General features: G+C 50.0%; 11 protein-coding genes and 3 pseudogenes. 5 read left to right on the forward strand and 9 right to left on the reverse strand.

The features are described from left to right. Nucleotides 1–13 precede the first annotated feature (13 nt). On the forward strand, nt 14–1,267 hold the full coding sequence (gene lacY, locus ACQG19_RS20840; protein ID WP_003846917.1) for a lactose permease: 1,254 nt from the start codon (nt 14–16) through the stop codon (nt 1,265–1,267). A gap of 65 nt (nt 1,268–1,332) precedes the next feature. Then, a pseudogene (locus ACQG19_RS20845) lies at nt 1,333–1,473 on the forward strand (maltose acetyltransferase domain-containing protein); the annotation flags it as partial. A 14-nt stretch (nt 1,474–1,487) separates the two neighbouring features. Here ACQG19_RS20845 and ACQG19_RS20850 read toward each other — a convergent pair. From ACQG19_RS20850 to ACQG19_RS20875, 6 genes and pseudogenes are all read right to left on the reverse strand, one after another. Then, nucleotides 1,488–1,989: pseudogene (locus tag ACQG19_RS20850) on the reverse strand (IS1 family transposase). After that, nucleotides 1,908–2,183, reverse strand: coding sequence for an IS1-like element transposase (locus tag ACQG19_RS20855; protein WP_000179213.1), 276 nt, complete (start codon nt 2,181–2,183; stop codon nt 1,908–1,910). The pseudogene ACQG19_RS20850 and the gene ACQG19_RS20855 overlap by 82 nt, the downstream one beginning before the upstream one ends. Before the next feature lie 165 nt (nt 2,184–2,348). Beyond that, nucleotides 2,349–3,482 carry a glutathione-independent formaldehyde dehydrogenase gene (locus tag ACQG19_RS20860; protein WP_017384068.1) on the reverse strand — a complete coding sequence of 378 codons (1,134 nt, stop codon included), beginning with the start codon at nt 3,480–3,482 and terminating at the stop codon, nt 2,349–2,351. 351 nt (nt 3,483–3,833) lie between these two features. Further along, a protein-coding gene (locus tag ACQG19_RS20865; protein ID WP_201405648.1) for an IS3 family transposase occupies nt 3,834–4,969 on the reverse strand; the annotation gives its coding sequence in 2 pieces (ribosomal slippage) (nt 3,834–4,723 and nt 4,723–4,969; 1,137 coding nt in all). Nucleotides 4,970–5,095: 126 nt separating this feature from the next. After that, complete coding sequence (locus tag ACQG19_RS20870; protein ID WP_017384060.1) at nt 5,096–5,524, reverse strand: hypothetical protein; 429 nt, start codon at nt 5,522–5,524, stop codon at nt 5,096–5,098. Between the two features lie 3 nt (nt 5,525–5,527). Further along, nucleotides 5,528–7,645, reverse strand: coding sequence for a hypothetical protein (locus ACQG19_RS20875; protein ID WP_017384059.1), 2,118 nt, complete (start codon nt 7,643–7,645; stop codon nt 5,528–5,530). Between the two features lie 158 nt (nt 7,646–7,803). Here ACQG19_RS20875 and istA point away from each other — a divergent pair, with 158 nt between their 5' ends. Then, nucleotides 7,804–8,826, forward strand: coding sequence for an IS21-like element ISSen3 family transposase (gene istA, locus ACQG19_RS20880; protein ID WP_000627495.1), 1,023 nt, complete (start codon nt 7,804–7,806; stop codon nt 8,824–8,826). Continuing rightward, nucleotides 8,823–9,605: an IS21-like element ISSen3 family helper ATPase IstB gene (gene istB, locus ACQG19_RS20885; protein ID WP_001531258.1), complete on the forward strand. Its 783-nt coding sequence runs from the start codon at nt 8,823–8,825 to the stop codon at nt 9,603–9,605. Before istA ends, istB begins: the two co-directional genes overlap by 4 nt. A 45-nt stretch (nt 9,606–9,650) precedes the next feature. On the opposite strand, the gene ACQG19_RS20890 is transcribed toward istB, so the two are convergent. Continuing rightward, on the reverse strand, nt 9,651–11,360 hold the full coding sequence (locus ACQG19_RS20890; protein ID WP_426725981.1) for a hypothetical protein: 1,710 nt from the start codon (nt 11,358–11,360) through the stop codon (nt 9,651–9,653). After that, the gene (locus ACQG19_RS20895) at nt 11,347–12,594 is read right to left on the reverse strand and encodes a tyrosine-type recombinase/integrase (protein WP_007897923.1); all 1,248 of its coding nucleotides are present in this window, start codon (nt 12,592–12,594) and stop codon (nt 11,347–11,349) included. The genes ACQG19_RS20890 and ACQG19_RS20895 overlap by 14 nt, the downstream gene beginning before the upstream one ends. Before the next feature lie 589 nt (nt 12,595–13,183). Here ACQG19_RS20895 and ACQG19_RS20900 point away from each other — a divergent pair. Then, nucleotides 13,184–13,843: a hypothetical protein gene (locus tag ACQG19_RS20900; protein WP_223826471.1), complete on the forward strand. Its 660-nt coding sequence runs from the start codon at nt 13,184–13,186 to the stop codon at nt 13,841–13,843. A gap of 135 nt (nt 13,844–13,978) precedes the next feature. Here the strand turns inward: ACQG19_RS20900 and ACQG19_RS20905 are convergent. Further along, nucleotides 13,979–15,154, reverse strand: a pseudogene (locus ACQG19_RS20905) (YgiQ family radical SAM protein); the annotation flags it as partial. Between the last annotated feature and the right edge of the window lie 60 nt (nt 15,155–15,214).

Here is a 15,214-nt window from a genome sequence, read left to right on the forward strand (position 1 = left end):
AAGGAAATCCATTATGTACTATTTAAAAAACACAAACTTTTGGATGTTCGGTTTATTCTTTTTCTTTTACTTTTTTATCATGGGAGCCTACTTCCCGTTTTTCCCGATTTGGCTACATGACATCAACCATATCAGCAAAAGTGATACGGGTATTATTTTTGCCGCTATTTCTCTGTTCTCGCTATTATTCCAACCGCTGTTTGGTCTGCTTTCTGACAAACTCGGGCTGCGCAAATACCTGCTGTGGATTATTACCGGCATGTTAGTGATGTTTGCGCCGTTCTTTATTTTTATCTTCGGGCCACTGTTACAATACAACATTTTAGTAGGATCGATTGTTGGTGGTATTTATCTAGGCTTTTGTTTTAACGCCGGTGCGCCAGCAGTAGAGGCATTTATCGAGAAAGTCAGCCGTCGCAGTAATTTCGAATATGGTCGCGCGCGGATGTTTGGCTGTGTTGGCTGGGCGCTGTGTGCCTCGATTGTCGGCATCATGTTCACCATCAATAATCAGTTTGTTTTCTGGCTGGGTTCTGGCTGTGCATTCATCCTCGCCGTTTTACTCTTTTTCGCCAAAACGGATGCGCCCTCTTCTGCCACGGTTGCCAATGCGGTAGGTGCCAACCATTCGGCATTTAGCCTTAAGCTGGCGCTGGAACTGTTCAGACAGCCAAAACTGTGGTTTTTGTCACTGTATGTTATTGGCGTTTCCTGCACCTACGATGTTTTTGACCAACAGTTTGCTAATTTCTTTACTTCGTTCTTTGCTACCGGTGAACAGGGTACGCGGGTATTTGGCTACGTAACGACAATGGGCGAATTACTTAACGCCTCGATTATGTTTTTTGCGCCACTGATCATTAATCGCATCGGTGGGAAAAACGCCCTGCTGCTGGCTGGCACTATTATGTCAGTACGTATTATTGGCTCATCGTTCGCTACCTCAGCACTGGAAGTGGTTATTCTGAAAACGCTGCATATGTTTGAAGTACCGTTCCTGCTGGTGGGCTGCTTTAAATATATTACCAGCCAGTTTGAAGTGCGTTTTTCAGCGACGATTTATCTGGTCTGTTTCTGCTTCTTTAAGCAACTGGCGATGATTTTTATGTCTATTCTGGCGGGCAATATGTATGAAAGCATCGGTTTCCAGGGCGCTTACCTGGTGCTGGGTCTGGTGGCGCTGGGCTTCACCTTAATTTCCGTGTTCACGCTTAGCGGCCCCGGCCCACTTTCTCTGCTGCGTCGCCAGGTGAATGAAGTCGCTTAAGAAATTAATGTCGGATACGGCGCGAGCGCCTTATCCGACCAACTTATCAGGACGGAATGTTAAAAATGAACATGTCGATGACAGAAAAAATAAAAGCAGGCAAGCTATTTACCGATATGTGCGAAGGCTTACCTGAAAAAAGACTTCGTGGGAAAACATTAATGTATGAGTTCAATCACTCGCATCCATCAGAAGTTGAAAAAAGGGTAATGACTCCAACTTATTGATAGTGTTTTATGTTCAGATAATGCCCGATGACTTTGTCATGCAGCTCCACCGATTTTGTGAGCGACAGCGACTTCCGTCCCAGCCGTGCCAGGTGCTGCCTCAGATTCAGGTTATGCCGCTCAATTCGCTGCGTATATCGCTTGCTGATTACGTGCAGCTTTCCCTTCAGGCGGGATTCATACAGCGGCCAGCCATCCGTCATCCATATCACCACGTCAAAGGGTGACAGCAGGCTCATAAGACGCCCCAGCGTCGCCATAGTGCGTTCACCGAATACGTGCGCAAACCGTCTTCCGGAGCCTGTCATACGCGTAAAACAGCCAGCGCTGGCGCGATTTAGCCCCGACGTATCCCCACTGTTCGTCCATTTCCGCGCAGACGATGACGTCACTGCCCGGCTGTATGCGCGAGGTTACCGACTGCGGCCTGAGTTTTTTAAGTGACGTAAAATCGTGTTGAGGCCAACGCCCATAATGCGGGCGGTTGCCCGGCATCCAACGCCATTCATGGCCATATCAATGATTTTCTGGTGCGTACCGGGTTGAGAAGCGGTGTAAGTGAACTGCAGTTGCCATGTTTTACGGCAGTGAGAGCAGAGATAGCGCTGATGTCCGGCGGTGCTTTTGCCGTTACGCACCACCCCGTCAGTAGCTGAACAGGAGGGACAGCTGATAGAAACAGAAGCCACTGGAGCACCTCAAAAACACCATCATACACTAAATCAGTAAGTTGGCAGCATCACCTGGCAGCTGAAAGTATGAATAATAACGCCCTGACAGGATATTTTATTGCACCCTGTCAAAAGTCATACATTCTTTCCCGGTTTTTGCTTTCTCATACCGGATAACTCTATTTAAGGCTTAAGGATAACCTTCGTCCATCCTTCATCCCGCTCATCGAAGTGCTTATATCCGGCAGGAGCCTCTTCAAGCGAAAGACGATGAGAAATTATTTTGCCCGGACTGGCTTTATCGTGATGGATGAGGCGAGACAGCTGACGGTTATAGGCCTTAACGTTCGCCTGGCCGGTACGGATTGCCTGTCCTTTAAACCAGAAACTCCCAAAATCAAATGGCATCTTACCCTCTCTGGCAAGCTCCGATTCAGCCCCCGGATCCTGAGGAATAAAGACGCCAACCACACCAATTCCCCCGGTTGCTTTCGTCGACGCAACAAGACTGTTCATGGTGACAGAGTTATCTTCATGGCCATGTTTGTTACAGCACTGATAGCCAACACATTCGCAGCCACAATCCGTACCGCGTCCATCCGTCAGGTCGAGAATTTTTTGTACAGCTTCATCGCCAGTAGCATTGATGCCCGTCGCCCCCATTTTTTCAGCCAGAGCCAACCGGTCTGTGTGCGTATCAACCACAAACACCTGTGAAGCACCTTTAATGATCGCCGAATGAGCTGCCATCAAACCGACCGGCCCCGCGCCATAAATGGCCACGCTTTCACCAGGCTTCAATCCGGCAAGTTCTGTTGCATGCCAGCCGGTAGGAAAAATGTCAGAGAGCATCACATAATCATCTTCTTTTTCTGCCGCATCAGGGGGAAGAACAAGGCAGTTAAAGTCGGCAAATGGCACCCGAAGCAGTTCCGCCTGCCCCCCCTCCCAGGGACCCATTTCAGCAAAACCATAAGCTGCGCCTGCCGAACCCGGATTGGTAGTGAGACAAAAGCCGGTCAGACCTTTTTCACAGTTTTCGCAAAAACCACATCCCACGTTAAACGGCAGACAAACATAGTCGCCCACCTTAATACGTTCAACGCCTGAGCCAATTTCGACCACTTCACCCAGGTTTTCGTGACCCAGAATCCGTCCCTGTTCAAAGCTGGTCCGGCCCTCATACATGTGCAAGTCCGACCCACAAATGTTGGTGGTGGTGATGCGGACGAGTACATCCGTGGGGCGGACAATTTTCGCATCCGGTACGTCTTTTACTTTTACATCATAAGGACCGTTGTAAATTACTGCTTTCATGATCTTCTCCTTCTTGCGTGCGGAAAGGAAATGCTGCCCGGCGGATTGGGGTATCAATCGAGTTTAGCTGCCATAACAGATCTCGCGATCGGCGAAAGGACGATTAGGATGTTTCTTAACTAAGTGCATTGAAGTCTGTAAGACAGGTACTTACCGATGAAGGCTGCCTGGAAAACGTAAAAACATCACACGTTAATCCGGTTTTTTTAAGCAGGCAGGGGATTACGGACAGCTTTGAGCGAGAAGCGGATAAAGTAAATCTATCTCATTTCTGCATTGTGCCAGAAGTAGACATAGGTGAATTAGGTAACCCTAGTGGACTGACCCCACGCCCGTAGACAAATTCTGTCCTCACGATGAGGCCTGTTCGAAGGCCTCCGGACTGAGGCCGCCGAGGTGACTGTGGCGCCGGGCCCGGTTGTAGAACACTTCAATGTAATCGAAGATATCGGCCCGGGCCAGATCCCGGGTTTTATAGATGCGTTTTCTGATCCGCTCTTTTTTCAGCGAACTGAAGAACGATTCGGCCACCGCATTATCCCAGCAGTTGCCACGCCTGCTCATGCTCGGGGCCAGGTTATTAGCCCGGCAGAAGCGCTGCCAGTCGTCACTGCCGTACTGGCTGCCCTGGTCTGAGTGCACGATGACCTCGCCGTCCGGTTTTCGCCGCCAGACGGCCATCATCAGCGCGTCGAGTGCCAGTTCGCGTGAGAGAGTGGGCTTCATCGACCAGCCGACCACATTACGGGCGAAGAGATCGATAACCACCGCCAGATACAGCCAGCCCTGCCAGGTGCGGATATAAGTAATATCTGTGACCCAGACCTGATTGGCCCGGACAACAGTAAACTGCCGTTGCACGCGATTAGGGGCAACCACTGAAGGCCGGCCGGCGATACGACGCGGCGCTTTATAGCCGCGTACGGCTTTGATCCGGTTTTGTTGCATAATACGACCCACCCGGTTTTTGCCGCAGGTTTCCCCGATTTCGTTCAGGTCGCCATGAACCCGCCGGTAACCGTATACGCCTCCGCTCAGTGAATATGAGTCGCGGATAAGCATCAGCAGACGCTGGTTATCTTTATCACGCGCCGAGACCGGGTTGTGCAGCCACGCATAGAACCCGGCCCGGGCGACATTCAGTACCCGACACATCGTCATCACACCCCATACAGTGCGGTGTTCATTGATAAAGCGGTACTTCAGTCGGGCTCCCTTGCAAAGTACCGCGCGGCCTTTTTCAGGATATCCCGTTCTTCTTCGGTGCGTTTTAGCTGCGCCCGGAGTTTCAGGATCTCGCTTTTGGCTTCCAGTAAATCCCGGGCATGCTGTTCGCTGTTATCAGGTTTGATAGCCCGTAGCCACTTGTAGAGGCTGTGTGCAGAAACGCCCAGACGGTCGGATACTTCGGCAACGGAATAACCGCGTTCTGTTATCTGACGGACGGCTTCTTCCTTAAATTCAGGTGTAAATCGTGGTGTGCCCATACGCTCCTCCTATGCTCAAACTATAGGGCAGGATCGTCTACCGGGGCGGGGTCAGTCCATAAATGACTCTGAGGTGTCTGTTAAACGCGTGGCGATTCACCTCGCGTCCTTCCGTTCAGTATAGCCTCAGTCCCTGACACCACCCGAGAACGGAATGACGTCCCCTTTCTCCCTCCCGGTGTTGCGTTCAAGCTCCCTGACATACTGCTGTAAAAGTATAAGGTTATGTAACAGCTCTACATTTTCAGCCATCATCTTTTTGATTTCTTCCCTCAGCTCATTTCTCTGACGGCGATACTTTTCTTTCAGCTTGATCTGCTGCTCAATGCCCTGCTCATCAACCGGCGCGGTGCCCTGGCACGTTTTTTTCAGACTGCGGATAGCCTCCCTGACCTGCCTGTACTCAGGACAGTTATAATTCAGGGTGCCGTTTGCCAGCCCCGCTCGTTTTTCCACAGCATACTGGCTGATACGCTCCCCTGATAACATCAGTTCCCTCAGGGCCTGCTCTGCTCTTGCCTGTGTTTTTTTAACCCCCGACTGTTCGTTCGTCATGCTCTATTCATCCTTTTCAAAAAAGCGGACAGCATCTGCATAAAAATCTCTCTCAAGCATCAGAAAATCCCTGTCAGCCTGAGGAGCATTATTTCGCACGGCAATCTCCAGAAGGTTGTCATAATGAGCCATCCTGCGTTTCCACACGGGAACAGAATCAGCTCCGGCCAGCATGTTCTCACATCCCGGATTGCAGGACGCTGACTGAACAACCGCCTTAAACTCGCAGTCATGGCCATTCATGCAATAAAAACCGTTTCCAAGAGATACCAGTTTTTGCCCGCCTCGTTTAGCCATGCTCATCGCTTTTTTCAGTGTAGGAAACGTCATCTGATGTAAGTGCCCACCTCTCTGGGACATCAGTAACTTCCCGCCTTCGCCATAAAGCAGGCCTTCATGCTGATAAGAAACAGCCCTGGAAGCTGAGAGTTCGGTATCAACCCTTTCAATCTCGGCAGCGAATGCCTGAGGGATCGCCCGGCTAAAATGCGAAGCGTTGAGTGCACCGGACATATACCACTCCGTCATGCCTCTGATTAAGTGCTTAAACTGCCGGATAAGATCATTAGTAGAAATCAGATCAAGACGCCTGAGGTGTACAGCAAGTGAACGGCGAAACTGATGGGTTCGCAATGGCCAGAAAGCCCCCTCCCGAATCTCCATCGCAACGCGTTCATCATCACGTATGTTTGGATTTAAAAGCCTGAACTCATCAATATGGTCACGTCGGATGAACAGATGGTGTCTTTTCACAAATTTCTTTGCCCACTCAGTCTGGCGCTGCGTCCCCATAAAAGAGAGTTTTTGCTCCGAGAACCACGACCTGATATTTAAAGACAATGGAACATTGTCCAGCGTCTTCCCGTCCAGGCCTGTCATGATTTGATTAATTCTGCGTAAATGCTGAAAAGGCTTTTCCACATAGCGACAAACAACCCAGTCTTCGTGACTTCCACCTTCCGGGGCGAACTTATGCAACACCGAACGAAGTCCCAGGATATCACCATCATAAATCAGTGAACCGTGCATCACGCCAAGCACTTCGCTGTGTCTCATCCCCGACATGGCCTGTATCACATTCATGACTTTTAACGTCAGCTCAAAATGCCAGGTGTTCAGCTTTATGTGATCAACGCCAATAAAATCAGATCTCCAGCGCTTATTTTTATGTACCGAGAACCAGCCCTGCATCCCGGGGCCAAGTGTCGCGAAAAGCGCCCGAATTTCCCCGGCAACAATATTGTAGTAATACGCGGCCCGGTAATCCGGTATGCTTTTTGCTGTCCCTCTTTTACGGGCTTCCAGCATCGACGTATAGTAAGGCGAATCATAAAAACCGTTTATGATAGCGCACAGCCGGGAAAACCCGTCAAAATCGAAATCACTGATTTCAGCATCCAGTTCAGTAATCAGCCCTTCCCAGACAGACATCATAAGACTGAAAGGCATACAATATGTCTGGTTTGAATCATCCACACTGTTGTAACTGTCGAAGCTAATATCAGGAAAGTAACCGTATTTTCGAAGACGGGTATGACCTGTCAGCGAGATATCCGCCAGGTCCATAAAGTAATTACGTAATGTTCTTTCAGAACGCTTCCTGCCGTGCTCATCCTCCTCCTTCATCTTTACAATGAAAGCATTCCGGACAAGCGGAAAACGAAGCTGAAACAGACTGCGATACCCCATAGACTCAATAATACGGGCTCCCGCCACAATGTTTGCACATTTCCGGATCAGTGACTGCGTCTTCGCGGTCCTGCCGACAATCCAGAGCAGGCTGGCTGAGATGATTTTGGCTTCAAGACGCAGTTCAGGATCCCGTATGCCTGAAAAATTAACGGTTCTTAACGTTTCACCAATATGGGTTCTGACATAGCGATTGGTCCAGACATCATCCCTGAAATAAATATTCAGCGTCTCCTCATTGATAAAACGCATATCATGTTCATCTGAGCTGGCGATAACCAGGCAGTTATTCAGACGTTCAAAGCTTTTGTTTTCTAGTGCCTCACAGATGATATCCTCAGTCGGAAACTCATCCCCTGAACGAAGCGGCGTTCCGGCAGGAAACTCCGCCATTCGACTACGGCTTACCTCTTTTTTCTTCAAATCTGCCATACCGGAGCCACACCTTCTCGCTGAAGTTTAACGCGCGCTTTTTTCAGGGTCGCCTCATCTACCAGCCCAAGCTGTTACCAACGGTGCAAAACTGATCCACCCCAGCGGTTGAAAATTGATCCAGGGGTTAATCTGCTCCTCTGAATACAGGGGAGCTTATGATCACTTTTGAGATTCGTATGGAAATTAAAGTCCTGCACAAGCGGGGAATGAGTATCCGGGCCATTGCCAGGGAGCTGGGTATTTCGCGCAATACTGTCCGCAGCCACCTGAAAGCCAAATCTGAAAAGCCGCAGTATTCACCACGCCCGGCACCATCATCACTGCTCGATGAATACCGTGATTACATCTCTAAGCGGATCAGCGATGCGCATCCCTACAAAATCCCGGCGACCGTTATTGCCAGGGAAATCATGGAGCTGGGCTATCGTGGAGGGCTTACTATCCTGAGAGAGTTCATCCGTAAACAGACCCTGCCAGCACAGGCAGAACCGGTCGTTCGCTTCGAAACCGAGCCCGGACGGCAGATGCAGGTTGACTGGGGGACCATGCGAAACGGCAAGTCACCCCTGCATGTGTTCGTCGCTGTTCTGGGATACAGCAGAATGCTTTACATCGAGTTCACCGACAACATGCGCTACGACACGCTGGAAGCCTGTCACCGCAATGCGTTCAGCTTCTTCGGCGGTGTACCGCAGGAAGTCCTGTACGACAATATGAAAACGGTGGTGCTGCAGCGTGATGCTTACCAGACCGGGCAGCACCGGTTCCATCCTTCCCTGTGGCAGTTCGGCAAAGAGATGGGCTTCTCTCCCCGCCTGTGCCGTCCCTTCAGGGCGCAGACTAAAGGCAAGGTGGAGAGGATGGTGCAGTACGCCCGCAACAGCTTCTATATCCCGTTAATGACACGCCTGCGTCCGATGGGGATCACCGTCGATGTTGAAACCGCAAACCGTTACGGCCTGCGCTGGCTGTACGATGTGGCCAATCAACGTAAGCATGAAACTATCCAGACCCGCCCCTGCGATCGCTGGGTGGAGGAACAGCAATCCATGCTGGCACTGCCACCGGAGAAAAAACAGTATGATGTGCAGGTTGATGAAAGCCTGATGACCTTCGACAGGCAGCCGTTGCATCATCCGCTCTCCATCTATGACACGTTCTGCAGAGGAGCCGCATGATGGTCGAACTGCAACATCAACGGCTGATGGTGCTTGCCGAACAGCTCCAGCTGGACAGTCTTATCGGCGCAGCGCCGGCGCTGTCGCAACAGGCGGTGGATCAGGAATGGAGCTACATGGACTTCCTGGAGCACCTGTTACATGAGGAGAAACTGGCCCGGCATCAGCGTAAACAGGCGATGTACACGCGGATGGCAGCCTTCCCGGCGGTAAAGACGTTCGAGGAGTACGACTTCACCTTCGCCACCGGCGCTCCTCAGAAGCAAATCCAGTCGCTGCGATCCCTGAGCTTCATAGAGCGTAACGAAAACATCGTGTTGCTGGGGCCATCGGGCGTGGGAAAAACGCATCTGGCGATAGCCATGGGCTACGAAGCAGTACGGGCGGGCATCAAGGTTCGCTTCACAACAGCAGCGGACCTGCTGCTACAGCTGTCCACTTCACAGCGTCAGGGCCGTTACAAAACGACTCTCAATCGTGGTGTCATGGCCCCGAAGCTGCTTATCATCGATGAAATAGGTTATCTGCCGTTCAGTCAGGAGGAAGCCAAGCTGTTCTTCCAGGTCATCGCCAAACGTTACGAGAAGAGCGCGATGATCCTGACCTCCAACCTGCCGTTCGGGCAGTGGGATCAGACGTTCGCCGGTGATGCAGCGCTGACATCGGCGATGCTGGACCGGATCTTACATCACTCACATGTCGTGCAAATAAAAGGGGAAAGCTATCGACTGAAGCAGAAACGAAAGGCCGGGGTTATCGCTGAAGCTAATCCTGAGTAAACAAGGTGGATCAATATTAAACCGTTGGTGGTGGCGGTAAGTGGATCACTTTTTACCCGTTGTTGACACAAGCCGTAAATCAATCTTCAGGAGTAACGTTTCATAACGCTCCACAGCATTGACCGAACCGATGTACAACGGTTTTCCATACTCGATAGCATGCCTGAATGACAGCAGGAGCCATACAGACTCCAGCGTTTCCACAACGCAACTTTTTGAACATTCGACACAATGAGAAAAATCCGCACAAGCCTTTGGTGTCCGGCCAAATCGTTTTTGCTTTTTTATAAAGCGCAATTCAATATCTGTAGGCGGCTCCTGCGATCGACATCCCAGGCCATTCAATAAAAGATCCACACCCTCATCGCTTCCACGCAGATCGATCCCCAGCTCATCAGCAACTTTTACCCGCTCGGATAACGCACGTGTCGCAATCCCCTGATTCATAAGCGTATCAAGTGCAGCACTGAAGTTTTCCTTCGCCCCCTGTGGGTTACCTGCAGCATAATTCCGCCTGTAAGTGCCCCAGTTATGCTGTGCTTTTTCCGCCGTAATCAGACCATTCTTTAATGTTCTGTCCGTATACTGCTCAGACGTTTTGCGCAAGCCAGAAACGGTAATTGATGGAAGCGAGGGATTAAGCTGCCGCATCGTGGCCCACGCCCCCTCAGAGTTAGAAAATTTAGTCAGATGACTGGGATTAAGAGAATAAAGCTTACGGAATTTCACCTGCGGCTCACTCAGAAACAGCGCCTGTACCGGAGGGAAGTTATCTGCGGAAACCAGATAGTTAACGATGTCGTCCCTGAGCCTGATAAAAGACAGAAACCAGTAATAGCCCGCACGTTTGGTCACATACTCCGATTTACCTATCGTCAGACGTATATACTTATTCGCTCTCCCCTTATAAACATAATCAGTGCTGATACCCTTTTCATCCAGATGTATATCATCCCGCGTCAGACCCAGAACCTGAGAGGTGTTTCCCCATGTGTGGTAACAGAACAGAAAAAAAGAAGTAAGAAAGTAATTTTCCAGAACGTCCCTGATGATGATCTCTGCCCTGCTGACCCCGTTCTCTCCCGGATACCGGAAATACGCTTCATAAACAGGTGCCAGCAAAGACGGTGAGAAATGCCGCACCCCTTTTTCCGATTTAGCGATATGCTCCCGGATACATCCCGCAAGGAACTCATTCATGGATGACAACTGCCTCAGGATCTCGGAAAGTTCATTCCTGGTATAGCTATCCCTTCCCTGCTGCTGATACGTTCCTTTCGGTAAGAATTCATATTCATACCGCCTCTGAATCTGCCCGCCCGTAAGCAAAAACCGGTTGACCACGGACAAGTAGTGTCTTGCCATCCTGACTGAAATTTTTCGCCGACGAATATCGTTCATGAGATGTTTAATATACATTTCAACGCCTTCAGCCGTGCCATAGTCATACTGATTGACTGACTGCCATATAAAAAACATATTGAGATAACGGAAAATGGTTAACCTTCCGGCGGGACGGTAAGACAGAAGAAATCGTTTCAGAGAGGCAATAAAATCGCGTTTTTCAGGGCGGGCAAGATGCGAATGTTCACTAAACCATCCGGGGAGCAACACATAATCTGAAAAATGAGCCTGAAGATAAACGTCAAGTAAATAATATCGGTTCAGATCCCGCTGAGTGATGTGTCCGCTGACCGTCTCCCATGACAGCACATTTTCGGCCATCCACGTTATCTGCGTTTCACTCCGGCTCATATATGGCTCCATCGCGACCTGCAGCACCGTCAATCAATGCGTCCATGACCCCGGCGACTGCATCAGAAATCTGGTTTTGCTGAAGAAAGACGATGTATTTCATCGTCGTATTTTCGCTTTTATGGCCCATCCAGTATTTTACTGTACCCAGCGCATTTGCGGCCTGATCGGGATAGCAACTCAGTGCCGAGCGTAAAAAATGGGTCGCAAACGTTGCCCGCAAATCATGGGGTTTATGTCTGAACACATTTCCCGGAGCAGACCGGGCCAGGCGATGGCGAAAACTGTACCAGCGGGAGTAAAAGGCTTTTTCAGACATCCGTTTCCCGTTTGCCATTAAAAATAAAGGCTCGTGCCGCCCTTCCCCACCCTGTCGTGCACGCCATTTTTGGATCTTCTTTTCATACTCCTCATCCGCCAGATAATCCAGAACCTGCTCGTACAATCGTCTGGTGATGAAGAGTTCTCGCGTCATCCCAAACTTCGTATGAACTCCGCATCTCGGACCAATATGAAGCCCCCTGATGGTCAACTCAGATACAGGGACACTGGCAAGGTACTCTTCAGTAAAGAGTGACGACGGCAGGGTCAGCATTTCATCCAGCCGTAGCCCACAATTTTTCATCAGCACAATCATTAAACTGAACAACCCGGACTCAGATTTCAGTGCCTCATCCAGGATATGAACCTCTGCATCATTCAGTGGGTTGATTGTCCTTTTTGTTGTGCTGGTTATCCTGATGGCAAGATCCGAACTTATCACCTTGCGTCGCCCGTCAACGACTTTTTCGACCAACGTAAAAAATGAGCTGGCAGCCAGCTCACCACACTTGCCCAGAAATACGTAAAACCGTCGGATAACGCTGATGTACACCGCCGCGGTGGATGAGGCGATGCGCCCCTGCCTTACGGCCCCCAGAAGATACTCCCTGAAGCCATATGTAGGGCTTTGGTATTTCAACGTTCCCGGGGTGAAAGGGTCAAGTCCGTTATCCTCCAGCCACCTTATCCAGCGTAAAAATGCCCGGGCTAAAGGCTTTAAATCCCTGGCCTGCAGGATAGCTTTATCCATAAGATAAAAGTGTACATATCGGCTCAGTTTTCGATTCTGGATGCCGCTAATATAAGGTATTTCAGCATACAGAAATCCGGGTTCAAATTTCAGTTTCGGCTCTGTTGCATCCAGTTTGCTGACACGCCCATAACGCGCATGAATGTTAGTGATTATCCTCACAGTCTGTCGCCCTGAAACGCCACCTCATGCCTACACTATAAATCCGGAAGAAGAAAAAACAAACAACCAGGTTGCCGGGAGTGAATATGCAAATCAGGAGGAAAGTAAAAGATGTAACGACACCATCACGATGCAATACATTGACCTCAACACGTTACCCGGACCATACGTGATAAACATCACAAATCCTTTGAGTGAAGAACTTAAGATGTGATTTTCATTTCCCGGCACAAACCGTGCCCTTAAAAAACAGGCAACGGATACATCTTAATGCCAGAAGTAAACCTTAATTGATTGAATACAGCCTGAGTCCATTGCAAAAATAACACACAGGGTAAATTCGCATATACAGAACCCAACGAAAAGCAAAAGAAACCTGTAACACATTTCGTTTACCTGTCACTTTCAATTGTAAAAGCCAGCAGAAAAAGCGCATATAACTATATTTATCCCTGCGGGGACTTTTGTTTGTGCTATATATTTTTTACAGAGAACCGCAACGCGTCCAAACACAAGAATATATTTACCTCTGGAAAATGGTCTGACTCCCTTTCACGTGGTTGTAGTGACCTGTTCTGTGATTCATGTAATGTCTTTTCTGGATGAGGAAAATATGTCATCACTGATATTTTATACAGACGAAGCACAAGCACTGATTGTAACAGATACCCTTGCCGTCACCGATAATGGGGAGCCGTTATCTTTTGTTTCCAAAGCAGGTTACATCCCCCAGCTAAGAACCATCATAGCAGGAACGGGGGCAGGTGGATTTTCTAACACCTGGTTGCTTGAAGCATCAACCAGAATGGTCGTATCAGGTATACAAAATCTCAATTATCATACATCGGCCTGTCTAAGGAGGCTGTGGAAACAATACAAGCATGACCATGCAATTCCCTCTTCTTCAACGGTGACAACCAGTGTTTATCAGTTCGCAATTTGCGAGGAAACAGGAAATATCGTTTCGTTCGCCTATCGCTCAGTCCATGATTTCGAATCAGAGCAATTACAATACGGAACAGGAGTAAAACCTGAGTGCCAAATCTTGGATGGGGATTTGTTGCAGACAATTCCTGTAATGATGAATGAACAAAGGGCTATACAGGCGACATACCCACACCCGGAACGGATCCATATTGGCGGTGAGATGATTGCGCATTATCTGACATCATCTATGTATCAATGCTTTAAGATTGGGGAATTTGAGGATTTCAGAACTCAGGGAGAGTATATATTGAGCAGGATTTAGGCAAAACGCGGTTCAGATAAAGTGCTTTTAACAGGCTTGCTGAACATTAAAAGGATATCTCTCAATTACGATGAATAGCTTGAATTCTAAAAATAGAAAAGTAGAGTTTAACTCTAAATACATAAAAACAAGAGTAAAGGAACAGCCGCCGAAGCAGCCGCGCATAATGTTGATCGAGAAGCGGATCATCTCATACGCCGGGATACGGGCGTTGCCGTACGCCGGGTGCGGCACGCGTTTGTACGGCAGCGCAAAGACGCTGTCCATCTCTTCGGTGGAGAGCGGGATCGCCGGTGGGTTGATCCAGATAAAACGCTCGCCGTGCTTCTGCATCAACGCGCGCGCACAGCCGGGGTTGGTTTCATGGTGCAGAATACGGGACGCGTGGGCGTAGAGCACCTTATCGGCTTTCACCTTCTCGTAGGACGGCAGCAGCACATAGGTCTTTTCCCACGGTTTCGGGCGCGGCGGCTGCACGACGATAGCCTTCGCTTCCGCTTTCTTTGGCTCAACCGGTTTGTTATCGGCGCACGGCAGATCTTCGCCATACGGGTGCGGGATAGGATCGATTTTGCCCGGCATATCGATGATGCGGGAATCCACCCCGCGCCAGCCCGGCAGCGCTTCTTTCACCATGATGGCGGTGTTGCGCACGTCGCGGATACTGCTCACCGGCTCGCCCTGCGACAGACGGTGCGCCACTTCTACCAGTGGACGCTCGCCGTTACCGTAAATCAGCATGTCGGCTTTGGAGTCCACCAGCACCGAGCGGCGCACGGTATCAGACCAGTAATCATAGTGCGCGGTACGACGCAGGCTCGCCTCGATGCCGCCCAGGATCACCGGCACATCTTTCCAGGCTTCTTTACAGCGCTGGGTGTAGACCAGCGTGGCGCGGTCAGGGCGTTTGCCCGCCACGTTATCCGGTGTGTACGCATCGTCATGGCGCAGCTTACGGTCGGCGGTATAACGGTTGATCATCGAGTCCATGTTGCCGGCGGTCACGCCGAAGAACAGGTTCGGTTTACCCAGACGCATAAAGTCGTCTTTGCTGTTCCAGTCTGGCTGGGAGATGATCCCCACGCGGAAGCCCTGCGCTTCAAGCATGCGGCCGCAGATGGCCATACCGAAACTCGGGTGGTCAACGTAGGCATCGCCCGTGACCAGAATGATATCGCAGCTATCCCAGCCCAGTTGGTCCATCTCTTCCCGGGACATCGGCAGGAACGGCGCCGGTCCAAAGCAGGCCGCCCAGTACTGGGGCCACGAGAAAAGGTCACGATCCGGCTGGATCAGGGAAATTGCGCTCATAATGCTTCCGAAGAAAAAATAGACAAAAGGAGCCGGATTATACGCTGTTCATCCGCCAGA

The sequence above is a fragment of the Enterobacter cloacae complex sp. 277I4 genome (assembly GCF_050031465.1).
GTDB lineage: Bacteria > Pseudomonadota > Gammaproteobacteria > Enterobacterales > Enterobacteriaceae > Enterobacter > Enterobacter cloacae.